This window comes from Arthrobacter sp. HLT1-20 (genome assembly GCF_054510895.1).
Window position 1 is genome coordinate 31,605 of record NZ_JBTNDR010000004.1, and the last position, 21,191, is coordinate 52,795.

The window sequence follows — 21,191 nt, forward strand, 5'->3', positions numbered from 1 at the left end:
TAGCGTTGGGGCATGACTAGCTGGAGCATGCACCCCCGGGCCGCGTTTGACTTGGAAACCACGGGCAAGGATCCCCGGACTGCCCGGATTGTGACTGCCTCCATTGTGGTGGTTGATGAGACTGGCGCCGTGGTTGACGTGCACGAATGGCTCGCGGATCCGGGCATGGAGATTCCCGAGGAAGCGGCAGCCATTCACGGGGTCAGCACCGAGCATGCCCGTGAGCATGGACGCCCGGCGGCTGTTGTGGCTGCCGAGGTGGGCGCCGTCCTGGCCACTCTTTTTGCCAACAACATCCCCGTGATTGCCTTCAACGCCAGCTACGACTTCACCGTCCTAGCCCATGAGGCTCGACGGCACGGCTTGGCACAGATCACCGCCGCCCCGGTCATTGACCCCTTCATCTGCAACAAGCACCTGGACAAATTCCGTAAGGGCAGCCGGACGCTGGTTGCCCTCTGCGAGGAATACGGGATTAAGCTCGACGCCGCCCACACCTCGGCTGCCGACGCTGAAGCCACGCTGCGGCTGGCCGACGCCTTGGCAGCTAAATACAGCGCACTGCGCATTGACGTCATGGAGTTGCACACCTTGCAGGTCACCTGGGCCTTGGAGCAGGCCGCTGATTTCCAGGGATATCTGCGACGGGTCAAGGATCCGGCGGCTGTCATTGAGGGCGATTGGCCGGTACTTCCCTAACGCCAGGAGGCACTTGACGCTTTTTCAATAAACATGATCTAAATCACAGCACCGGATGCCTCACTCTCGGAGCACAGTGGCACGTCAGTCGTGCAGCAGTGTGACCCCGGCAACGCCCGCGCCATTCACCGAATCAACATTGATCGCACCTTGTTCTGCGAAATGCCAATTTTGGCAAGCATAAATTCGCATCCGCCACATTTTGAGGCCGGATGACATAATTTAGTTTTGTGGCCCGAGTTCTGCTACGAAACTCCTGTGAGTTTCTTCACCACTCCCCACGCTACGCTTCCCCCGCCCGATGCGTCTTTCGGGCCGGGCACCTGCAATGAAAGTGAAAGTTTGATGAAGAAATCAGCCCTCAAGTGGCTCACCACAGTCCCCGTTGCCGTTGCACTGGCGTTCTCGCTGGCAGCCTGCGGCGGAGCGGCCACTGACTCCGGCTCAGCCAAGCCCACAGATGCGCTGGCTGGCAGCGACCAGGTGTCACTGGACAAGTACACCACCAAGGACGTCACCCCCTTGGACAAGATTGACACGGCAGCTCTTGGCTTGACCACCCCCGGCACCATCTCGGTTGGCACGCTCTCCGATGCCCCGCCGAACATCTTCTTGAAGGACGGCAAGTTCACCGGCTACGACAACGAGCTGCTGCGCGCCATGGGCGAGAAGCTTGGCTTGAAGGTTGAGTTCAAGTCCACTGACTTCGCCGCCTTGTTGGCCCAGGTTGAGAACAAGCAGTTCGACGTCGGATCCTCCTCGATCTCCACCACGGACGCACGCCGCAAGAACGTTGGCTTCACCAACGGCTATGACTTTGGCTACATGGCCGTTGTGGCGAAGACCGATTCGGCCATCAAGGGTTTCGCGGATCTGAAGGCAGATACCCGCATTGCAGTTGTCAGCGGCACCGTGCAGGATGACTACGTCACCAACACCTTGAAGATTGAGCCGGTCCGCTTCTCCGACTACAACACGGCTTACGCCAACTTGAAGAACGGCCAGGTTGACGCCTGGGTTGCACCTTCCCAGCAGGCCACCGGCCAGGTCAAGGACGGCGACGGCACTGTCATCGCCGAAGAAGTTGTCAACACTCAGAACTTCACCGCCTACGCCGTGAACTCCGAGAACAAGGCCTTGACGGACGCACTGAACTCCGCCTTGGACGCAGTCATCGCCGATGGCACGTGGTCTAAACTGACCAAGGAATGGTACCCAACCCGTTCCATGCCCGCTGACTGGTCACCGGGTTCCAAGGCAGTAACAGTCCCGAAGGCCTAATTTTTTATGGATGTACTCGAGCAGCTCGCAAAAACGTTTTTTGACTGGGAGGCTATGGCGGAAGTAATTCCCGCCATGCTCACGGTCGGTTTGCCCAATACTTTGATTTTGGCCGTCTCCTCGGCAATCATCGGGTGTGTCCTGGGCATGATCTTGGCAGTCATGGGAATTTCCAGGAATCCCATTCCTCGCTGGATCGCCCGGGTGTACACGGACATTTTCCGTGGTCTGCCAGCCATTTTGACCATTCTCCTGATTGGTCTGGGGCTTGGCCCGGTATTCCGTATCCTCACGGGCAGCACCAACCCTTACCCCTTGGGTATCTTGGCGCTTTCCTTGATGGCTGCGGCCTACATTGGCGAAATCTTCCGTTCAGGCATTCAAAGCGTTGAAAAGGGTCAGCTCGAGGCGTCCCGCGCCCTGGGGTTTAGCTACAGCTCAGCCATGGTGCTGATAGTTATTCCCCAGGGCATCAGGCGCGTACTGCCCGCGCTGGTGAACCAGCTGATCACCTTGATCAAGGAATCTTCCTTGATCTACATGCTGGGCCTGCTGGCCAGCCAGCGCGAAATCTTTAGGATCGGCAACGACGCTGCCGCCAACACCGGCAACCTGTCACCCCTGATCGCCGCCGGTCTGCTGTACTTGTGCCTGACCATTCCGCTGACCCACCTGGTGAACTTTATGGACAAGCGCATGCGTGAGGGCAAAGCCCAAAAGGTTGAACCCGATGAAGCAGCAGCAGTAATTGGAAAGGGACTCTAAACCATGAGTGAATTTAGTTCAGGAACCCTGACCGCCAAGAACATCCATCTTTCCTTTGGTTCCAACCATGTCTTGCGTGGCATCGACTTGCACGTGCCCAAGGGCACCACGGCGTCCGTGATCGGCCCCTCGGGGTCGGGCAAGTCAACGCTGCTGCGGGTCATGAACCGGTTGATCGAACCGGATCAGGGCGACATCTTTCTCGATGACCGCTCAGTCCTGAAGGACAACCCGGACGAGCTGCGCCGTCGCATTGGCATGGTCTTCCAGCAGTTCAACTTGTTCCCGCACAAGACGGTCGTCCAGAATGTGTCCCTGGCGCTGAGCAAGATCCGCAAGATGCCCAAGGACCAGGCTCACGCCAAGGCGCTGGAGCAGCTGGACCTTGTTGGCCTCAAGCACAAGGCGGACGCCCGCCCCGGCAACCTTTCCGGTGGCCAGCAGCAGCGCGTGGCGATTGCCCGCGCGCTGGCCATGGAGCCCGAGGTCATGTTCTTTGACGAGGCCACCTCAGCTTTGGATCCGGAACTGGTCAAGGGGGTGCTGGCGTTGATGACGGACCTGTCCAAGGGCGGCATGACAATGGTTGTGGTGACCCACGAGATGGGCTTCTCCCGCAACGTCTCCGACACCGTGACGTTCATGGACGGCGGCGTGGTGGTTGAAACCGGTTCGCCGGATGAGCTGTTCACGGCACCGAAGACGGACCGCCTCAAGGGCTTCCTCTCCGACGTCCTCTGATTTTTTCAACTGACCCGCAGAAAACGGCGAAAATATGCGTTTTGGACGCCATTTTCGCCGTTTTCTGCGGGTCAGATGTTTAAACCCGTTCAAGGGGTTCGTGCGGCTCTTTCGGAAGCACGACGGCGATCGCCTCGCCCGGGCGGATGGTGCCGCCGCGGCGGACAACACCCATGATGCCGGCCCGCCGGATGAGGGTCCCGGCGTTGTCGTAGCCCACGAGCTCCTTGAGCAGACCGGCCCGAAAGTCCTCAATTTGCGAACAGGGATTGCGCAGGCCCGTCACCTCCACCACGGCGTCGGGGCCCAGTTGCAGCAGGGTGCCGCGCGGCAGACCCAGTAGATCTAGGCCGGTGGTGGTCACGTTCTCGCCAAGATCCCCAGGCTCAACTGTGAATCCGCGGCCACCCAGCCAGTCGAACAGCTCCTGGTGCATCAGGTGGACCTGGCGCAAGTTGGGCTGCGTGGGATCCGCACGGACCCGGGAACGGTGTTGGACGGTGGCACCACTGTGGGCATCACCGGTCACGCCAAGTCCGGCCTGCAGCTCGATCACAGCCACTGCTTTTTTGCTGAAACGGTGGGCGGTGTCGGCATGGACGGCCACGATCTGCGCAATAGTGTTCACGGCATCAGTCTAAGCACACCCCATGGAACTGACTCGCTACTAGCGGGTCGCTCCCGCCGCAGCCTTCGCAGCAGCCGGCAGGGCTGCGAAAATGCGGTTCATGGCGGCGTCGTCATGGGCGGCGGACAGGAACCAGGCCTCGAAGACGCTGGGCGGCAGGTACACGCCCGAATCCAGCATGGAGTGGAAGAATGGCGCGTAGCGGAATGCCTCCTGGGCCTGCGCGTCGGCGTAGTTGCGGACCCCGGAAACGGAGGTGCCGAAGGCCACCGAGAACAGGTTCCCGGCCCGCTGGATGGAGTGGTCAGCACCCTCGGCGGACAAGGCAGAAGACAAGGCGCCGGACAGTTCCAGTGACCGTGCATCAACAATCTCGTAGACAGATGCAGTTGCGGCCGTCAGGGTGGCAACACCGGCAGCCATGGCTACGGGGTTGCCGGACAACGTGCCAGCCTGGTAGACCGGGCCCAAGGGGGCGAGGTAGTCCATGACGTCCGCACGGCCACCGAGCGCCGCCGTGGGAAGCCCGCCGCCAATGACCTTGCCGAAGGTGAACAGGTCGGGCGTCCACCCTTCCGAAGCGCCGGTCAGGCCCCAGTACCCGGCTGCCCCAACGCGGAATCCGGTCAGGACCTCGTCCAGGATCAGCAGGGCGCCGTGGGCTGAGGTGATGCGGGAGAGGCCGGCATTGAACCCGACGCCCGGCGTCACCACACCCATGTTGGCGGGCGCTGCTTCGGTGATGACGGCGGCAATCCTGTCCCCATGAGCGGCAAATGCGGCTTCAACGGCGGCCAGGTCGTTGTACGGCAGCACCAGGGTCTCGGCGGCCGTTGCGGCCGTGACACCGGCCGAGCCGGGCAGGGCGAGGGTGGCCAGGCCAGAACCGGCTGCGGCCAGCAGCGAATCCAGGTGGCCGTGGTAGCAGCCGGCAAACTTAATGATCAGGTCCCGGCCGGTGAATCCGCGGGCCAGGCGCACGGCCGTCATGGTGGCCTCGGTGCCGGTGGACACCATGCGCAGGCGTTCGACGCCGGACACGCGCCCCTGCACCAGGGCGGCCAGTTCGCTTTCGGCCGGGGTGGAGGCGCCGAAGCTCAGGCCGTGGTCAACGGCTGTGTGGACTGCCGCCAGCACGTCGGGGTGGGCGTGGCCCAGCAGTGCCGGCCCCCAGGAGCAGACCAGGTCAACGTAGTCGCGGCCGTCGGCGTCGGTCAGGTAAGCGCCCTTGGCGTTGACCATGAAGCGCGGGGTTCCGCCCACGGAGCCAAAAGCGCGCACGGGCGAGTTCACCCCGCCGGGCATGAGGGTCTTGGCGCGGTCAAAAAGTTCCTGCGAGCTGGTCATGAAATGTCCTTCAAGTAAGTGGTGGCAATCCGGGGCGGGCTGTTAGTTGGTGCGCATCCAGCCGGCCAGCTCGGCCGCCCAGTACGTCAGGATCATGTTGGCGCCGGCCCGTTTGATGCTCAGCACCGATTCCTCAATGGCTGCCCGGCGGTTGATCCAGCCGTTCGCTGCTGCGGCCTCAATCATGGCGTACTCGCCGGAGATTTGGTATGCCGCAACGGGTACCGGGCTCATGGCTGCCACGTCGGCCAGGATGTCCAGGTAGCTCATGGCCGGCTTGACCATGACAATGTCTGCGCCTTCGGCCAGGTCGAGTTCCACCTCGTGCAGCGCCTCGCGGCGGTTGCCCGGGTCCATCTGGTAGCTGCGGCGGTCGCCGTCGAGCTGTGAATCCACGGCCTCACGGAAAGGGCCGTAGAACGCCGAGGCGTACTTTGCCGCATATGCCAGCACGGAAACGTCGGCGTAGCCGGCCGCGTCGAGCGACTCGCGGATGACTGCCACCTGGCCGTCCATCATCCCCGACGGCGCCACCACGTGTGCCCCGGCGGAAGCCTGTGCCACGGCCATTTTGGCGTAGATAGCCAAGGTGGCGTCATTGTCCACCTCGCCGGCGGCGTTCAGCACGCCGCAGTGCCCGTGGTCGGTGAATTCGTCCAGGCAGAGGTCGCTCATGACCACCAGGTCATCGCCGACCACGGCGCGCACGTCCCTGATGGCCTTGTTCAGCACCCCGAACGGGTCCAGTCCGGCGGAACCTGTGGCATCGCGTTCGGCGGGAATGCCGAAGATCATGATGCCGCCGAGCCCCAGCTCTCGTGCCTCGCGTGCGGCAGCCACGAGGGAAGCCGTGGTGTGCTGGACGACGCCGGGCATGGAGCTGATGGCCCGGGGTTCGCTGAGGTCCTCGCGGATGAAAACAGGCAGGATGAGGTCCTGCGGCGCCAGCCGGAATTCGCTCACCAAACTGCGCATGGCGGCGGTGGTGCGCAGGCGGCGCGGACGGTGCTGGGGGAAGCTCACTGTGGATTCTCCGTAGACTACTTGGTGTGAATAGTGTTGTGCGCTGCTGCCAAGGCGGCAACAATTCCTGCTGGTGTGGGGTGCGTGGCCGTGGCCGCAACCCGCAGACCAAGCCGCTGGGCTTCGTCCCGAGTCGGCTGCCCGATGGCTACCACCAGGCATTCGTCCGGCAGCGGAGCCATGGTTGCGGCAACCCGACGCGCGGCACTTCCTGAAGCCAGTACGACGGCGTGAATCGCCCCCGCCTGCACCTCCCGTGCCGCTTGGGCCGGGGTGAGGAGCGGGTAGCTGGCGTTCGCTGGTGTATGGGTGGTTTTACCTGAACGGGCCAGCGTTGCCGTCAGGCGCAGTTCGTCACGTGCCGGGGCCTCCACCGTGTGATAGGCCGTGACAACGTCGGTGTCCCAACCTTTGGCCTGCATGCCTTCCACCAGTGTGGGCTCGGCCAGGTCCGACTGCGGCAGCAGAACCCGCCCACCCTCGCCGGGCGCGTGCGGCCACAGCTCAATCAATCCAGCAGCAGATTGCAGATCCGTGGGCGCCAGCGACGCGTGGATGCCCTCAGCCGCCAAAACGGCAACAGAGGTGGGCCCAATGGTTGCCACCGACGTTATTGCGGGAATAAGTTCATCCAGCGAAGTCCCGGCCGCCTCACACCATTGCTTCAGGGCCCGCACAGTGGTGATGGAGCTGACCACCAGCCAGCGGTACTCCCCCGCCGCCAGCCGGCCCAGCGCAGCACCCAAGGACTCATTGTCTGAGATTTCAAAGTCAATGACGGGCACCAATACCGGCTCGGCCCCGGCCGCAGCAAGTGCCTCGGCAAAAGCCCCGGCCCGGTCGGCGCTGCGGGTCACGGCAACCCTCAACCCGGCAAGAGAACCGGCGGCCTCGGCACCGGAAGCAACCGGCGCAACGGCCACGTTGAGGACGGAGTCTTGCAGGGGCCCGGGAGCGGCTTCGGGCGCCGGCGAAGCGGGCGGGGCCCCTGCAAGACTCCGGCCGGCGTGGCCGGTACGCGCGGCGTCAGTCACTGTGCCGAGCCGGCCAGATCTGCCAGGTCCCCGGCACCGTCCGCGAGCAGTTCCTCGGCCAGTTCAATGCCAAGGAGGGTGGCGCCAACGCTGGTGAGGCCGTCGGTGGCCTTTTTGACGCGCATGGTGCGGGCGCCGTCGAGGGAGCAGACAACTGCTTCGAGGTAGAGCATGGAGCCTTTGCGGTAGGCGAAGGCTCCGACGGGGGCGCTGCACCCTGCCTCAAGGCGGGCAAGGAGTGCGCGTTCGGCCGTGATGGCCAGGCGCGTGTCCTGGTGGTCCACGGCTGCCAGGGACTGGCCCAAGATGCCGGTGAGGGATGCGTCGGCGGTGCGGCATTCCAGGGCGAGTGCGCCTTGGCCAGGGGCCGGGAGCATCACCTCGGAGGACAGGAACTCGGTGACGGTGTCCAGGCGGCCAATGCGGGTCAGCCCGGCCGCGGCGAGAACCACGGCGTCGAGGTCACCGGTCTTGCCGGGCACCGTATCGGCCGCGGGGTTGCCGGGTAGGCCGCGAACACGGGCCAGGCGGGTGTCCACGTTGCCACGGATGTCCACGACGTCCAGGTCCGGGCGGGCAGCCAAGAGCTGGGCGGCGCGGCGGGGTGAGCCGGTGCCCACACTTGCCCCGTCCGGCAGCTCGGCGAGGGTGAGGCCGTCGCGGGCGCACAGGGCGTCACGGGCGTCCACCCGCTGCGGCACGGCAGCCAGGGTCAGGCCCGGCACGGCCGCCGTGGGCAGGTCCTTGAGGGAGTGCACGGCAACGTCAACGCGTGAATCCAGGACAGCAGCCCGCAATTCAGCGGCGAAGACGCCGGTTCCACCCATTTGCGAGAGCGGGCCCGTGAGGACGTCGCCGTCGGTCTTGATGGGTACAATCTCTGCCTCAAAGCCGCCAACGGCGCTGAGCCGCTCGGTAATTTGCTGGGTCTGGCTCAGGGCCAGCTTGCTTCCGCGGGTTCCAATTTTCACAGTACTTATTATCCCTGCCGCGGCGTTTAGCGGCTATTCCCGCTGCCGGAGGCCACCAGGCCAACGGTGCTGCCCACCTCGGAGATGACCGGCTTGGTGCCACGGAAGTTGGCGCAGCAGCCGGGGTTGCACACGTCGTACCAGGGCCCCAGTGGGGTCATCGCAGGGCGGTCCTCGATGTGGTTTTCAATGGTGCGTTCGCAGATCAGGTCCACCAGGCCGCTGACAAACTTTTGGTGCGTTCCCGGGGTGGGCGCACGGTCAAAGGTCAACCCGAGTTCGGCGCACGTTTCTGCCGCTTCGGTATCCAAGTCCCAGCGGACCTCCATGTGATCGCTGACAAAGCCCAACGGAACCACCACCACGCCTTGGGCGCCGGTGGCGGCAAGATCGGCCAGGGCGTCGTTGATGTCAGGTTCCAGCCACGGCACATGCGGAGCACCGGAACGGGACTGGTACACCAACGACCACTCCTGAGTGGGGTCAACGCGGGCCATGATGGCCTCGGCCGCGGCCAGGTGCTGGGCCACGTAAGCCGAGTTTTCGGTGAACTCACGCAGCTCGAGTTCGGAGTTGCCGGCGGCTTCGGCATCCCGAGTGGGGATGGAGTGCGTGGCAAACATGACGTGCACGGAATCGGCGGGCTTGCCGGCGGCGGCCAGCTTAGCCTTGACCGTGGCCAGGGACGCGGCGGTGCCTTCAATGAACGGCTCCACAAATCCGGGGTGGTCGAAGTACTGGCGGACCTTGTCCACGGCTAGCTTGCCATCTAGTTCGGAATCCGTAAGCGCCATGCCAATGTCCTCGCGGTACTGGCGGCAGCTTGAGTATGAGGAGTAGGCGCTGGTGGTGACCATCAAGAGTCGGCGGTGGCCGGCGTCGTACGCGTCCTGCAAAACGGCGGGAATGTACGGGTCCCAGTTGCGGTTGCCCCACAGCACCGGCAAGGCGATGTTGCGGGCCGCCAGCTCGGCCTCCAGAGCGGCCTTCAAGGCACGGTTCTGGGCGTTGATGGGGCTGATGCCGCCATTCTTGCGGTAGTGGTGGCTGACCTCTTCGAGGCGCTCGTCCGGGATGCCGCGCCCGCGCGTGACGTTGCGCAGGAAGGGGATCACGTCGTCCTGGCCTTCGGGCCCGCCAAAGGAGGCGAGCAAGATGGCGTCGTACTGGGCCGGGGCGGCTACTGGGGCCGAAACAGGCGCGTTCATCGCAGGACCTCGGCAACCTCGGCGGAGGACACGCGGCGGCCCGTGTAGAACGGCACTTCTTCGCGGACGTGCAGGCGGGCGTCGGAGTAGCGCAGGTGGCGCATCATGTCCACCAGGTCGGTGAGCTCGTCGGCTTCCAGGCCCAGCAGCCATTCCCAGTCGCCCAGGGCGAAGGCGGAGACCGTGTTGGCCAGGATCTGCGGGAACTCCCGGCCCAGCATGCCGTGCTCGCGGAGCATGCGGCTGCGGTCCTCGGCGGGCAGGATGTACCAGTCGTAGGAGCGCACGAACGGGTAGACGCACACCCAGCCCTTGGGCTCGTTGGGGCCCATGTAGCTGGGGGCGTGGCTCTTGGCGAATTCGGCTTCGCGGTGCACGCCCATGGCGGACCAGGCGATCTCGGTGTTGGCGAAAAGCTCCGTGCGGCGGATGGAGCGGATGGCCTTTTGCAGGTCTTCCGGAACGGCACCCACCAGCCACACCATGATGTCGGCGTCGTTGCGCATGGCGGAGACGTCGTAGGCCCCGCGCAGCGTGATGCTTTCCGCAGCCAAGGCGGCCACCAATTCATCAAACTCTGCAACAGCGGCTTCTGCGCCGGCGAAGGAGCCCGTCCGCTTGAACACGGTCCACAGGGTGAACGGTGTCGCGTCAGGAGTTTTAGTGACAGATTCTGCGTTTGTGTGGCTCATGAGTTCAAGTTTGCACCCATGAGCCCCGAAAGCTGAAACCGAACTTCTCTACATGACGTAGAAAGTGAGGAAGGTCACTGCTTTTTGGCGGCGTCCACCACGGCCCGGATCTGCCGCCGGGTGCTGCCAACCACCGCCGCCAGCCCGTTGCCGCTCATCCACGCCCCGGCCAGTACCAGGCCCGGAACCGCCTGTGCCAGGGCATGGACCTGCGCCATCTTCCCCTGATGCCCGACGGCGGCAAACGGCAGGGCGCCGCGCCAGCGGACAATGTCCGCACCCAAGAGGTCCGCCTCGCCTACGGGCACGCCCAGCAGCGCCGAAGCGTCTGTGAGGGCGGTGGCAATGAGATCGGCGTCGTTCGGCGTGCGTGCCGTGAGCCTGACGGCGTCGGCCGCCTTGACCCCGGCCCGGCCATAGGAGAGCCGCAGCACGTGGGTGCCGGGGCCCGTCTCGGACGCCAGCCAGTCCCACTTGGCCGTGGCATGGGTGAGCGCCTTGGCCTCGATGCCGTCAACGCCGGGAGCCACCAAAACGCCCGTGCCGCGCGGTGCAGAGTCGAGTTCCGGAACGTCCACCACGAGCGTCACCAGGCGGATGTCCGGGCCCGGGGCGGGGGCAAAAGGCAGCAGCTCGGGGAGCTCCTGGCCCAAAAGTCTCACGGCTGTAGGGCCGTCGGTGGCCACCACCAGGACGTTGGCGGCAGCAAATCCGCGCTCCGTGCCACGCTCCCAGTCCACGATCCAGCGCTTGGGGGCGCCGCCGTCGTACCGCTTGGACGGCACAGACTTGGCATCAGCCGACGCAGCAGCGGGCTCGGTGTCGCCGCGGTAAAGGGCCTTGACTTGGTGCCCGGCATGCATGGCAACGCCGCCGGCACGCAGCGACTCCACGAGGGCCGCCACCAGCGTGTGCATGCCGCCGGTGAGCCCAGCCACCGCGGATCCGGGCTTGGTGCCGGCCGCCCGCTGCGCCGCCACCGCGGCAGCCAGCGATCCATGCTCAAGAATGCCCGCCCGCAGGCCCGGCGCCACCATGTCCACGTCCAAAAGTTCAGCATCCGCCGAATGTACGCCGGCAACCACGGGCGCCACGAGCCGCTCCAGCACCCGCTTGCCCATGCGCGCCCTGACCAGCTCAGCCACACTGGAAACGGGCTCGCTGGTGCCCACCGAAACCGGCATTTTGGCGTCCAGAGCTGCCCGCAGCACGCCGGAGGCACCCAGTGCGGCACGCACCTCGGGGGCTGAAAGGTCCGACGGGATGCCCAAAATACCTGTTTTGGGCAGGGGCACAGGACCCTCCGGCAGCCACACCCAGGCCCCGGCGGGATTGGGGGTCACGATCTTGTCTGCAAGCCCCAGCTCCGCAGCAAGATCGGCCACGGCACTGTTGCGGGTGGCGAACGATTCCGCACCACTGTCCAGCACCACGCCGGCCACCTCATGGCTCCCCACGCAGCCGCCCCAGGAGGCTGCCGCGTCGAAGATGCTCACCTGGAAGCCGGCCTTTTGGAGATCCATGGCCGCCAGCAACCCCGCGATGCCACCGCCCACCACCACTGCGCTGTTGGGTGCAGGGTGTTGCTGCGGCCTGTGGGCTCTAGCGGCGAGTTTTCGGTTTTCCATGGTGTCCCCTCAATGGCTGGTGCTAAATCTGGCGCTAAATGGAGTGAATGAGCTCAACGAGCCTGGTCAGAATGGCCGGATCAGTCTCCGGCGGCACCCCATGACCCAAGTTCACCACATGTCCGGGCGCGGAGGCGCCAGCCGCGACCACCTCGCGCACGTGGGCTTCCAGCACCCCCCACGGAGCGTTCAGCAAGGCCGGATCAATGTTGCCCTGCAGCGGCACCTTGCCACCCAGGCGGCGGTTGGCCTCATCCAGCGGCAACCGGTAGTCAACGCCAATGACGTCCACGCCCACCTCGAGCATGGCGCCGAGGAGTTCGCTGGTGCCGGTGCCGAAGTGGATCAGCGGCACGCCAAGGTCGCGCACATGGTCCAAGGCCCGGGACGACGCCGGGGCCACGTGTTCGGTGTAGTCGGCAAGTCCCAGCGAACCTGCCCAGGAGTCGAAGAGCTGGCCGGCGCTGGCGCCGGCTTCGATTTGGGCGCGCAGGAACTTTCCGGACGCGTCCGCAGCCCACTCCATGAGTGCCGCCCACACCTCGGGCTGGGCGTGCATCATGGTGCGCGGGCCCAGGTGGTCGCGGGAGGGGCGGCCCTCCACCATGTAGGCGGCCACCGTGAACGGCGCGCCGGCGAAGCCGATGAGCGGGGTGCTGCCCAGCTCGGCAACGGTCAGGGCCACGGCCTCACGGATGGGGGCCAGCGCCTCCTCGGTGAGCTCGGGCAGGTTTGCAACGTCCTCGGCGGTGCGGATGGGCTTCTCCAGCACGGGGCCCACGCCGGGAACAATGTCCACGCCCACGCCAGCCAGCTTCAGTGGGATCACAATGTCGGAGAAGAAGATGGCGGCGTCAACGTCGTGGCGGCGCACGGGCTGGAGCGTGATTTCAGCTGCCATGGCGGGCAAGAGGCAGGAGTCCAGCATGGTGGTGCCCACCCGCAGCTCGCGGTATTCGGGCAGCGAACGGCCGGCCTGGCGCATGAACCAGACGGGTCGGCGGCTGGGCTTTCCGCCGCGGTAGGCGGTGATCAGCGGGGAATTGGCGGTGCGGCCATCCATCAACGGGTGGTTAGGGCTCAGTGTCATGGCACCACCCTACAGAGCCAATCTGGGCATATTTTGTGCACAAACTGTCACCGTAGTAGAGCACGCCATTTGCGGTCCAGGTAAGCAGCGTCACAGTTTTTTGGTGACGGTTCAGGGCATCCTGTGTATAAACACCCAGTTTAAAGGTCTACGATATTGCCATTGTGGTTCTTTTTTCTCTCGTTGCCTCGCACACCACCATTGACTTGGAAACCGTTGCCCGCCTTAGCGCTGGGGCCGCGGCTGTCAGTGCTGAGCTGACAGGGCAGGAAAACGCTGTTGCCGGCATGGTCACACTGGCCACCTGCAACCGCTATGAGCTCTATGTTCACGCCCAGAGCGCACAGGATCTCGAATCTGCCCGCAGCTCGGTCATTGCTGCCGTGAGCAAGCATTCCGGCCTGGCGGAAACGCAAGTCTCCCAGGCGTTGACCACCCAGGAGGGCGACGCCGTCGCCCGGCATCTTTTTGCCGTGAGCACCGGCTTGGAGTCGGCTGTGGTGGGCGAACGTGAAATTGCCGGCCAGGTGCGCCGCGCGCTCAGCGAGGCGCAGACCCAGGGCGTCACAACACCTTCCCTGGTCCGGCTTTTCCAGGCTGCGGCCAAAACCGCCAAGGACGTTGGCGCCCAAACGGCCTTGGGTCGTCGTGGCATGTCGATTGTCTCAGTGGCCTTGGACCTGGCCGCGGAATTGGCCGATGCGCCGACGGAAACTCGGTCCCTGACCGGCAAATCCGCTGTCCTTTTCGGCACGGGCGCCTACGCCGGTGCCGCCATGGCCCAGTTGATCCAGCGTGGTTGCACAGATATTTCGGTGTATTCATCTTCGGGCCGGGCTGAAACGTTTGTAGCCTCACGCGGCGGCACGGCGCTCGACGACGACTCCCTGCCGCAGGCGCTGGCCACAGCATCGTTGCTGGTGGGCTGCAGCGGTTCGGACCAACAGCTCACACGGGACGATTTGGCCCGCGTTCGCAGCACCGATTCGCAGCAGCTCACAGTGATCGACCTTGCCCTGACACACGACTTTTCCCCCGACATTGCCGCCCTCGACGGGGTGGACTTGTTGACCTTGGAGACTGTCCGGCAGGCGGCGCCCGCCGAACAGGAATCCACCCTGGCACAGGCGGCCACCATGGTCTCCACGGCCACGCAGAGCTTTGCCCAGGCGCAGAACGCCCGCTCGCTGGACCACGCCATCGTGGCCCTGCGCCGGCACACCATGGCCGTACTGGATGACGAGATCGCCAAGGTCCGCAAGCAGCACGGCTGCACGGCCGCCACCGACGAGGTGGCGTTCGCCATGCGTCGCATGGTCAAGCAACTCCTGCATGTGCCCACGGTGCGCGCCAAGGAACTGGCCGCCGCGGGCGACGCCGGCAGCTACTTGGCCGCATTGGATGCGCTGTACGGCCTCAAGATCGAGCCGGCAGCCCTGAGCGCAACCCTAGCCGACCGCCTCGACGGAGAAGCAGGCGACGCCGAAGCAGCCTCCGCTTAAGACAACTGACCCGCAGAAAACGGCGAAAATACACGGTTTTACCGTGATTTTCGCCGTTTTCTGCGGGTCAGATGGTGGGCGGCTACGGGAGGGCGTTCACGCCTGTCAGCTTGGCCGAGAGATCCCACAGCCTGACCGCGCCGTCCGGATCCACGGCGTGGTCGTCCACCCCCATGAAGCGGGCCAGCGGGGATTGTGGGTCCGTAGGCCTAGCAATGTCACAGTCCTCGCAGTACACGCCGCCCTTGCCGTCCAGCAGTGGGGAGGTGGCTGCCCAAACGGAGGTTGCGGCGCCTTGTTCCGGTGTCTTGAAACCCTCACGCACAACGCCTTCGTCATTCATCCAACCGGCGGCCACCATCTCCTCATGGGTGAGGTGGCGCTGTAGCTCGGTCATAATCCCGCCCGGGTGCACGGCGAAAGCCCGCACGCCGTGGTCCGCCCCGCGCTTATCTAGTTCAACGGCAAACAGGCTGTTGGCCGTTTTTGCCTGCCCGTACGCCTGCCATTTGTCGTAGTCGGTGGTGAACTGGGGATCGTCAAAGTGGATGCCGGATATCTTGTGTCCCGTGGAGGTCAGGGAGACCACCCGCGCTCCGCCGTCGGCCAGCACGGGCCACAGCTCATTGGCCAGGGTGAAGTGGCCCAGGTGGTTGGTGGCAAATTGCGCCTCCCAGCCGGGTCCAACCCGTGTTTCCGGGCAGGCCATGATGGCCGCATTGTTGATCAGGATGTCCAGCCCCGCCCCGGATGCCAGATACTCCCGGGCGAAGGCTTTAACACTTTTTTGGTCCCCCAGATCCATGGCATGGACCTGAACGCCGCCAAGATCAGCGGAGGCAAGGACCTTCCGTGCATGATCGGCCCGGCGTGCCGGCACAGTGACCTTGACTCCGGCTCCGGTCAAGGCGCGGACGGTCTCCAAGCCCAGACCCGAGTAGCCTCCTGTAACAATGGCCGTGCAGCCGTGCAAATCCATGCCCTCCAACACCGCCGCGGCCGCAGTGTCGTGACCAAAACCCGAAGCAATGGGCTCCTGGGGTGTGTGTAGTTTTTCCGCATGGCTCATGGCGTGCCTCTTCCTCGAGTGCCGGGCCATGACATGGCTAGGCCTTTTACGTTGAAGTCCTTGAGCGAAATTTACTCCTGTGCGCCGCGTTTGTCGCTAGCAAGCCACGCATCCATGCCGCCGTCCAGATGAACCACGTCTTCATATCCGGCCGCACGCAGGCTCGCCAAAGCCTGGGCCGAGCGAGTGCCAGCCTTGCAATGCAGCACCAGCGGAACCCCCTGCGGCACGTGATCCAGCGCTGAACCATCCCGAATGCCCGCCAAGGGAATGAGCACCGAGCCGGAGATGGCGGCAATTTCAAATTCCACGGGTTCTCGCACGTCGATCAAAACAAAGTCGTCGGTTCCTGCCGCACGCTGCGCCAGGCGCTTGTCGAGCTGGTCCACTGAGATGAAATCGCCGCTGCCGTGATCCGGCGCCAGGATTCCGCAAAAGTAGTCATAGTCGATGAGTTCGGTGATGGGTGCTGCTTCCGGGTCCTTGGCGATCCGGATTTCACGCCAGCGGGCGGTGAGGGCATCAAAGATCAAGAGCCGCCCCAGCAACGTTTGGCCGATGCCTGTGATGAGTTTGACCGCCTCGGTGACCATCATGGCCCCAATGGAGGCGCACAGCATTCCGAAGACACCCCCCTCCGCGCAAGAGGGCACAGTTCCGGGAGCCGGCGGCTCGGGGTACAGATCACGGTAATTGGGCCCAAACTTCTCCCAAAAGACGCTGACCTGGCCGTCAAAGCGCAGGATTGATCCCCACACATAGGGCTTGCCCAGCAGTGCCGCGGCGTCGTTAACGAGGTAGCGGGTTGCGAAATTGTCGGCGCCGTCCAGAATGACGTCATAATCGGCAAAAATATCCAGCGCATTGGAGGCGTCCAGCCGGACCGGGTGAAGCACAACGTTAACGCCGGGGTTGATGGACTCAAGGGAATCCCTGGCCGATTCCAGCTTGGTGCGGCCAATGTCCGCCACCCCGTGAATGACCTGACGCTGGAGGTTGCTCAACTCCACAGTGTCGTCGTCCACAATACCCAGGGTACCCACGCCTGCGGCAGCCAGATACAGCAGGGCCGGGGAGCCCAGGCCACCGGCGCCAATGACCAGAACTCGGGCGTTTCGCAACCTTCGCTGCCCTTCCAAACCGATCTCCGGGATGAGGGCGTGGCGCGAATACCTTTCCAATTCCGCAGCGGCCAGCGGAGGGCCAGGCTCCACCAGGGGTGGCAGGGCAACAGCGGGGGCGGAGGTATTGGGTTGAATCAAGGAAACCATACCCTTTAATCTAGTCCTGCTTGCAGCCGGCTGCGCATTACCCGCGGGTACAATGGGACCAGCCGGGCCCCTGCGGACAACCATGGGGTGACGGAGAGAAAGGTTGCCATCATGACTTTAGATTCCTCCGCCAAGGACGCACCCGCCCCCCGCACCGCACCGGCGCGACTGCCCCGGGATGAGCGCCGCGCACAGCTGCTGGCCTCCGCCCTGGAAGTGTTTGTCAATCACGGCTATCACGGTGCGGCCATGGATGAAATCGCGGAGACGGCCAAAGTCAGCAAGCCGGTGCTCTACCAACACTTCCCCAGCAAGCGGGAACTGTACCTGGCTTTGCTGGACAGCCATTTGGAGTCCTTGACCAAAATGCTGGTTGCCGCATTGAGTTCCACCACGGACAACAAGCTGCGCGTCCAGGCCACCATGAAGGCGTACTTCCTGTTCATGGCCAATGACGACCAGGCCCACAGGCTGGTCTTCGAATCCGATCTTGTCAATGACCCCGAGGTTGCTGCCCGCCTTGAAAAATTCAACGCAAACTACTCCGACGCCATCGGCCAGGTTATCGCCGAGGACACCAAACTGCCCCCCGTGGAGGCAACACTATTGGGGCGCGCCCTGGCCGGCATGGCACAGGTCAGTGCCCGGTATTGGCTGGAAGCCAACGGCGATCTGGACATCGATGTGGCCAGTGATCTTGTGTACCGTTTAGCTTGGCGCGGAATTAGCCGCTTCCCCAAGGAATCCTAGTCAGCTGCCCCTAGAGTGGTGGGTACATCTATTAAGCCTTTAGTTTGCACCAGGAGACATCTGTGGAAATCAAGATCGGCATCCAACACATCAGCCGTGAAATCGTGCTTGAATCCGAGCAAAGCGCGGACGACGTCGCTGCCCTGGTTTCCGAGGCAATGACCAAAGGCACAGAGCTGCGTCTTAAAGACGAAAAGGGCCGGCTGATAATTGTTCCCGGCAACAGCCTGGGGTACGTTGAACTGGGTGGCGAGAAGGCCCGCAGCGTAGGATTCGGCGCGCTCTAAGCACCCCACAAGACGAACAATCCAGATAGATAGAGACGGAATTTTCATGGTTGCTTTGATCATTATTGCCCTAACGACTGGCGCCCTGGGCGCTATAGCGTGGGCAGTGGATCAGTACCGCGCCACGTTTGGCGCAGCGCTGCCGGCCGGTGCCGCCATAGCCTCTTCCCTTCTTGTCTGGATCATCACTATGGCCCTTGGCTTGGGCAATGACAGTGCCACCGCCTGGATCCCGTGGATCCTCTCCATTGTTGTGGGCGGCGCAGCTGCATGGGCCACTGCCGGTTTGGTGGGGCGTGCCCGCCATGCGGCCCAGGTGGCAAGAACCACGGCCATTTTGCAGATGCACTAGAGAGCACCCGCAAGCACTGCCTCAATGCGCAGGACCCGTCAGGGTCCTGCGCATTTGTGTTTTGCGGGGTGCGACAGCCCGCGGGCGGTCCCGGCAAAGCGGGTGTCAGGCGCCGCGGATCAGCTCCGGCTTGGCCACGGCCCCTGCCGCCACGGCAGCCAGGGAAATGTTCCGCGCCAGGGCCACGTCACGCGCCGTAACCTGCCCGCCGGCGTCGTGCGAATACGTGGAAATGTACAGGGTGTCATAGCGCCAATCCACATCGGGGTGGTGATTGGCCTTCTGGGCCACCTCCCCAATGGTGGCGAATAAATCCAAGGCGATGGCCGACGTCGGACACTTGAGCACTGTGCGCAGCTCACCTGTGTAGCGCCAGTGGGGCAGTGTGGAGAGTTCGGTGTCGATCTGGGTCTTGGTCAGCACATCGTCGGGGGCAGTCATGGCAGAGTCCTTACAGTAGTTCCCTACAGATCGGGACGGCCGTCCATTGCTGAGGACGCCAGCGCGTGCTGACGTTTAGGAATGCGGCCACCCTGTGCAGCCAGTCTGCCACCGATCACCGCGTGTTTGAAGGCCTGGGCCATAAGTACCGGATCCTGTGCGCGGGTCACGGCGGTTGCCAGCAACACGGCGTCGCAGCCCAGTTCCATGGCAAGGGCTGCGTCCGAGGCGGTGCCGATTCCGGCGTCGAGCACCACGGGGATGCCGGCCCGGGAAACGATCAATTCAATGTTGTGCGGGTTCAGGATGCCCAGGCCCGTGCCGATCGGCGCGCCCAGGGGCATGACGGCGGCAGCCCCCAACTGCTCCAGGCGCAGGGCAAGAACGGGATCGTCATTCGTGTAGGCGAACACCTTGAAGCCGCGGTTGACCAGCTGCTCCGTGGCTTCCACCAGCTCCAGCGCATCGGGCAGCAGCGTGTGCTCGTCGGCGATGACCTCCAGCTTCACCCAATCGGTTTCCAACGCCTCACGGGCCAGCTCGGCCGTCATGACGGCCTCCCGTGCGGTGAAACAGCCCGCCGTGTTGGGCAGGATGCGGATGTTGTTTTCCAACAGCAGCTTGAACAGGTTGGTGCCCCCGCCGGCAGCCTCGTCCACGGAGTAGCGGCGCATGGCCACGGTGGTCAGTTCAGTACCGGAGGCGATGAGCGCGGCGCCCAGCCCGGAAAGGCTCGGCGCACCGCCAGTGCCCATGATGAGCCGGGATTTCAGGGCCACCCCGTCAATGATCAGCGCGTCGTTGCGGGTGAGGGTTTCAGTCATGACACTTCTTCTTTCGAAATTTTTCAGGGGGTGGTGGGCTGCAGAAAATTGTCCTAGCCGCCTTGGACGGCCGTGACAATCTCCAGCTCATCGTTGAGCTCGAGGGGGGTTGCGCCCCATTGGCTGCGCGGCACAATGTCTGAATTGCGGGCCACGGCAACACCCAGCCGGCCGCCGTCGGCCGCCTGCCCGGAAGCCAGCAGGGTCCGCCCCGTCATGGCCGTGACGAGTTCGGCAACGGTGGTGCCTGCAACGTAGGGGTGGGTGCTGCCGTTGAGTTGGATGGTGCTCATACTGTCTCCTGATTTCTGTTCTGGCGTGGCTCGTGGTGGACTGCCTGCAGCGCCGGTGAAAACCTGTCCGGGCGGAAGCGTGTCCACGCCAGATCCGTGATCCCGCCCAAGAGCTGCCGGGCAATGAGTGCCGCGATGGGGGTGAGCAGCACGCCGTGGCGGAAGAACCCTGTGGCAATGATGAGCCCCTTGATGTCCTTCCCGTCGGCGCCTGCAACGCGGCCCAGCAAGGGGGCGTTGTCCGGGGTGCCGGGCCTGGCCCGGGCGGTGGTCTCCATCAGTTCCAGTTCCGCCACGGCCGGCACCAGCACTTGGGCGTCGCGCAGGAGTTGGTGCACTCCCCCGGCACTGACTCCGGGCGAACCATCCTCCCTGCTGCTGGCACCAATCACCACTGTGCCGTCCTCACGCGGCACGATGTACACGGGCAGCCCGCGCACCAAACCGCGAATGGTGGCGGTGGTCAGCGGCAGCAAATGCGCCGGCACCTTGAGCCGGAGGATGTCCCCGTACACCGGGCGCACGGGAAGTTCCAGCCCGTCCGGCAGGCCGGCCAGGCGCGGGGCACCCAGGGCGTTGGCCACAATGACCTCCCGCGCCTGCACTTCCCTGCCATCGGCAAGGGCAACTCCCGTCACCGCGGAGTGGGTGTTTCCGGAGTCCTGGTGCAGGAGGCCCACAGCGTTCTGGGCCACGAAGGTGTCCTCCGGAGCAGTCCGGCCATGCGAGGCGGCAACTTCGATGAGCTGGTGGCGCAGGATTTCGGCCAGCGCCCGGGGATCAACACTGTGGTCGTCCGCTATGCGGTAGGCGCAAGATATGTGCGGACCCACCATGGGCTCCTGGGCGCGGGCTTCTCTGATGGTCAGGGCTGCGACGTTTAATCCGTGCCGCCCCTGGACATCGCGCAGATCAGCTAGCGCCGCCCGGTCCGCCGGGTCGGCCCCCAAAACCAGTGTTGGTGCTGCGCTGAATCCGGTGTTGCTGCCGGTGGGCAGACTTGCCAGGAACTCCGGCCACCGTGCCGAGGCGGCCAGCGTCAGCTCCAGCAGGTCTTCTTCCTGATAGTGAAGTTCGCTGACGGGTGCCAGCATTCCGGCGGCGGCAAAGGTGGCACCCATGGCAGGGGCAGGGTCAATGACTGTGACGGCATGGCCTGCGCGTTGGGCTTCGGCGGCAATGCCGAGGCCCACAATTCCGCCGCCAATGATGGCCACGTCTGTGGTGATAATTTGCGGCACGGTGTGCAGCACTAGCGGCTCCTTCCCTACGCCGGTATGAGCCGGATCAGGTTC

23 protein-coding genes are annotated in these 21,191 nt (G+C 64.3%); 8 read left to right on the forward strand and 15 right to left on the reverse strand.

Features of this window, described 5'->3' with window-relative positions:
- The first annotated feature begins 12 nt into the window (after positions 1 to 12).
- From ACX80Q_RS03505 to ACX80Q_RS03520, 4 genes are all read left to right on the forward strand, one after another.
- The gene (locus ACX80Q_RS03505; RefSeq protein WP_459329133.1) at positions 13 to 699 is read left to right on the forward strand and encodes an exonuclease domain-containing protein; all 687 of its coding nucleotides are present in this window, start codon (positions 13 to 15) and stop codon (positions 697 to 699) included.
- A 345-nt stretch (positions 700 to 1,044) separates the two neighbouring features.
- Entirely contained in the window at positions 1,045 to 1,980 is a 936-nt protein-coding gene (locus tag ACX80Q_RS03510) for an ABC transporter substrate-binding protein (RefSeq protein ID WP_459329134.1), read from the forward strand.
- A 6-nt stretch (positions 1,981 to 1,986) separates the two neighbouring features.
- Positions 1,987 to 2,745, forward strand: a complete 759-nt coding sequence (locus ACX80Q_RS03515; RefSeq protein WP_459329135.1) for an amino acid ABC transporter permease — start codon at positions 1,987 to 1,989, stop codon at positions 2,743 to 2,745.
- A gap of 3 nt (positions 2,746 to 2,748) precedes the next feature.
- Positions 2,749 to 3,486 carry an amino acid ABC transporter ATP-binding protein gene (locus tag ACX80Q_RS03520; protein ID WP_459329136.1) on the forward strand — a complete coding sequence of 246 codons (738 nt, stop codon included), beginning with the start codon at positions 2,749 to 2,751 and terminating at the stop codon, positions 3,484 to 3,486.
- A gap of 79 nt (positions 3,487 to 3,565) precedes the next feature.
- Here the strand turns inward: ACX80Q_RS03520 and ACX80Q_RS03525 are convergent, their stop codons facing one another.
- From ACX80Q_RS03525 to hemE, 9 genes are all read right to left on the reverse strand, one after another.
- Complete coding sequence (locus tag ACX80Q_RS03525; protein WP_459329137.1) at positions 3,566 to 4,114, reverse strand: MOSC domain-containing protein; 549 nt, start codon at positions 4,112 to 4,114, stop codon at positions 3,566 to 3,568.
- A gap of 39 nt (positions 4,115 to 4,153) precedes the next feature.
- A complete protein-coding gene (gene hemL, locus ACX80Q_RS03530; protein ID WP_459329138.1) occupies positions 4,154 to 5,461 on the reverse strand; it encodes a glutamate-1-semialdehyde 2,1-aminomutase in 1,308 nt (435 codons plus the stop codon).
- A 42-nt stretch (positions 5,462 to 5,503) separates the two neighbouring features.
- A complete protein-coding gene (gene hemB / locus ACX80Q_RS03535; protein WP_459329139.1) occupies positions 5,504 to 6,484 on the reverse strand; it encodes a porphobilinogen synthase in 981 nt (326 codons plus the stop codon).
- 17 nt (positions 6,485 to 6,501) lie between these two features.
- Positions 6,502 to 7,518 carry a uroporphyrinogen-III synthase gene (locus ACX80Q_RS03540; protein ID WP_459329140.1) on the reverse strand — a complete coding sequence of 339 codons (1,017 nt, stop codon included), beginning with the start codon at positions 7,516 to 7,518 and terminating at the stop codon, positions 6,502 to 6,504.
- Positions 7,515 to 8,498: a hydroxymethylbilane synthase gene (gene hemC / locus ACX80Q_RS03545; protein ID WP_459329270.1), complete on the reverse strand. Its 984-nt coding sequence runs from the start codon at positions 8,496 to 8,498 to the stop codon at positions 7,515 to 7,517. The genes ACX80Q_RS03540 and hemC overlap by 4 nt, the downstream gene beginning before the upstream one ends.
- A gap of 17 nt (positions 8,499 to 8,515) precedes the next feature.
- Complete coding sequence (locus ACX80Q_RS03550) at positions 8,516 to 9,697, reverse strand: ferrochelatase (RefSeq protein WP_459329141.1); 1,182 nt, start codon at positions 9,695 to 9,697, stop codon at positions 8,516 to 8,518.
- Positions 9,694 to 10,389 (reverse strand): hydrogen peroxide-dependent heme synthase, encoded by a 696-nt coding sequence (hemQ, locus tag ACX80Q_RS03555; protein ID WP_459329142.1) that lies wholly within the window; start codon positions 10,387 to 10,389, stop codon positions 9,694 to 9,696. The genes ACX80Q_RS03550 and hemQ overlap by 4 nt, the downstream gene beginning before the upstream one ends.
- 74 nt (positions 10,390 to 10,463) lie before the next feature.
- Positions 10,464 to 12,017 carry a protoporphyrinogen/coproporphyrinogen oxidase gene (locus ACX80Q_RS03560; RefSeq protein WP_459329143.1) on the reverse strand — a complete coding sequence of 518 codons (1,554 nt, stop codon included), beginning with the start codon at positions 12,015 to 12,017 and terminating at the stop codon, positions 10,464 to 10,466.
- 34 nt (positions 12,018 to 12,051) lie between these two features.
- Complete coding sequence (gene hemE / locus ACX80Q_RS03565) at positions 12,052 to 13,107, reverse strand: uroporphyrinogen decarboxylase (protein ID WP_459329144.1); 1,056 nt, start codon at positions 13,105 to 13,107, stop codon at positions 12,052 to 12,054.
- A 164-nt stretch (positions 13,108 to 13,271) separates the two neighbouring features.
- Between hemE and ACX80Q_RS03570 the strand changes: the two genes are divergently transcribed.
- Positions 13,272 to 14,609: a glutamyl-tRNA reductase gene (locus ACX80Q_RS03570; RefSeq protein ID WP_459329145.1), complete on the forward strand. Its 1,338-nt coding sequence runs from the start codon at positions 13,272 to 13,274 to the stop codon at positions 14,607 to 14,609.
- A gap of 82 nt (positions 14,610 to 14,691) precedes the next feature.
- Here the strand turns inward: ACX80Q_RS03570 and ACX80Q_RS03575 are convergent, their stop codons facing one another.
- Positions 14,692 to 15,678 (reverse strand): SDR family NAD(P)-dependent oxidoreductase, encoded by a 987-nt coding sequence (locus ACX80Q_RS03575; RefSeq protein ID WP_459329146.1) that lies wholly within the window; start codon positions 15,676 to 15,678, stop codon positions 14,692 to 14,694.
- A 71-nt stretch (positions 15,679 to 15,749) separates the two neighbouring features.
- The gene (gene moeB, locus ACX80Q_RS03580) at positions 15,750 to 16,949 is read right to left on the reverse strand and encodes a molybdopterin-synthase adenylyltransferase MoeB (RefSeq protein ID WP_459329147.1); all 1,200 of its coding nucleotides are present in this window, start codon (positions 16,947 to 16,949) and stop codon (positions 15,750 to 15,752) included.
- A 111-nt stretch (positions 16,950 to 17,060) separates the two neighbouring features.
- Between moeB and ACX80Q_RS03585 the strand changes: the two genes are divergently transcribed.
- From ACX80Q_RS03585 to ACX80Q_RS03595, 3 genes are all read left to right on the forward strand, one after another.
- Positions 17,061 to 17,699, forward strand: coding sequence for a TetR/AcrR family transcriptional regulator (locus tag ACX80Q_RS03585; RefSeq protein ID WP_459329148.1), 639 nt, complete (start codon positions 17,061 to 17,063; stop codon positions 17,697 to 17,699).
- Positions 17,700 to 17,761: 62 nt separating this feature from the next.
- Complete coding sequence (locus ACX80Q_RS03590; protein WP_459329149.1) at positions 17,762 to 17,986, forward strand: DUF3107 domain-containing protein; 225 nt, start codon at positions 17,762 to 17,764, stop codon at positions 17,984 to 17,986.
- 46 nt (positions 17,987 to 18,032) lie between these two features.
- Positions 18,033 to 18,338 carry a hypothetical protein gene (locus ACX80Q_RS03595; RefSeq protein ID WP_459329150.1) on the forward strand — a complete coding sequence of 102 codons (306 nt, stop codon included), beginning with the start codon at positions 18,033 to 18,035 and terminating at the stop codon, positions 18,336 to 18,338.
- Positions 18,339 to 18,443: 105 nt separating this feature from the next.
- Here the strand turns inward: ACX80Q_RS03595 and ACX80Q_RS03600 are convergent, their stop codons facing one another.
- Genes ACX80Q_RS03600 through thiO form a run of 4 tightly spaced genes read right to left on the reverse strand, consistent with a single transcriptional unit; the run spans position 18,444 to position 21,149 of the window.
- Positions 18,444 to 18,779, reverse strand: a complete 336-nt coding sequence (locus ACX80Q_RS03600; protein WP_459329151.1) for a 4a-hydroxytetrahydrobiopterin dehydratase — start codon at positions 18,777 to 18,779, stop codon at positions 18,444 to 18,446.
- A 23-nt stretch (positions 18,780 to 18,802) separates the two neighbouring features.
- The gene (locus ACX80Q_RS03605) at positions 18,803 to 19,603 is read right to left on the reverse strand and encodes a thiazole synthase (RefSeq protein WP_459329152.1); all 801 of its coding nucleotides are present in this window, start codon (positions 19,601 to 19,603) and stop codon (positions 18,803 to 18,805) included.
- 53 nt (positions 19,604 to 19,656) lie between these two features.
- Positions 19,657 to 19,896 (reverse strand): sulfur carrier protein ThiS, encoded by a 240-nt coding sequence (gene thiS, locus ACX80Q_RS03610; protein WP_459329153.1) that lies wholly within the window; start codon positions 19,894 to 19,896, stop codon positions 19,657 to 19,659.
- Positions 19,893 to 21,149 (reverse strand): glycine oxidase ThiO, encoded by a 1,257-nt coding sequence (gene thiO / locus ACX80Q_RS03615; RefSeq protein WP_459329154.1) that lies wholly within the window; start codon positions 21,147 to 21,149, stop codon positions 19,893 to 19,895. The genes thiS and thiO overlap by 4 nt, the downstream gene beginning before the upstream one ends.
- Between the last annotated feature and the right edge of the window lie 42 nt (positions 21,150 to 21,191).

Excerpts from the sequence above, each read along its gene's own strand:
- ACX80Q_RS03505 (WP_459329133.1), top strand. The coding sequence starts at position 13 with ATGACTAGCTGGAGCATGCACCCCCGGGCCGCGTTTGACTTGGAAACC.
- ACX80Q_RS03510 (WP_459329134.1), top strand. The coding sequence starts at position 1,045 with ATGAAGAAATCAGCCCTCAAGTGGCTCACCACAGTCCCCGTTGCCGTT.
- ACX80Q_RS03515 (WP_459329135.1), top strand. The coding sequence starts at position 1,987 with ATGGATGTACTCGAGCAGCTCGCAAAAACGTTTTTTGACTGGGAGGCT.
- ACX80Q_RS03520 (WP_459329136.1), top strand. The coding sequence starts at position 2,749 with ATGAGTGAATTTAGTTCAGGAACCCTGACCGCCAAGAACATCCATCTT.
- hemL (WP_459329138.1), bottom strand. The coding sequence starts at position 5,461 with ATGACCAGCTCGCAGGAACTTTTTGACCGCGCCAAGACCCTCATGCCC.
- ACX80Q_RS03550 (WP_459329141.1), bottom strand. The coding sequence starts at position 9,697 with ATGAACGCGCCTGTTTCGGCCCCAGTAGCCGCCCCGGCCCAGTACGAC.
- hemQ (WP_459329142.1), bottom strand. The coding sequence starts at position 10,389 with ATGAGCCACACAAACGCAGAATCTGTCACTAAAACTCCTGACGCGACA.
- ACX80Q_RS03560 (WP_459329143.1), bottom strand. The coding sequence starts at position 12,017 with ATGGAAAACCGAAAACTCGCCGCTAGAGCCCACAGGCCGCAGCAACAC.
- hemE (WP_459329144.1), bottom strand. The coding sequence starts at position 13,107 with ATGACACTGAGCCCTAACCACCCGTTGATGGATGGCCGCACCGCCAAT.
- ACX80Q_RS03575 (WP_459329146.1), bottom strand. The coding sequence starts at position 15,678 with ATGAGCCATGCGGAAAAACTACACACACCCCAGGAGCCCATTGCTTCG.
- moeB (WP_459329147.1), bottom strand. The coding sequence starts at position 16,949 with ATGGTTTCCTTGATTCAACCCAATACCTCCGCCCCCGCTGTTGCCCTG.
- ACX80Q_RS03585 (WP_459329148.1), top strand. The coding sequence starts at position 17,061 with ATGACTTTAGATTCCTCCGCCAAGGACGCACCCGCCCCCCGCACCGCA.
- ACX80Q_RS03595 (WP_459329150.1), top strand. The coding sequence starts at position 18,033 with ATGGTTGCTTTGATCATTATTGCCCTAACGACTGGCGCCCTGGGCGCT.
- ACX80Q_RS03600 (WP_459329151.1), bottom strand. The coding sequence starts at position 18,779 with ATGACTGCCCCCGACGATGTGCTGACCAAGACCCAGATCGACACCGAA.
- ACX80Q_RS03605 (WP_459329152.1), bottom strand. The coding sequence starts at position 19,603 with ATGACTGAAACCCTCACCCGCAACGACGCGCTGATCATTGACGGGGTG.
- thiS (WP_459329153.1), bottom strand. The coding sequence starts at position 19,896 with ATGAGCACCATCCAACTCAACGGCAGCACCCACCCCTACGTTGCAGGC.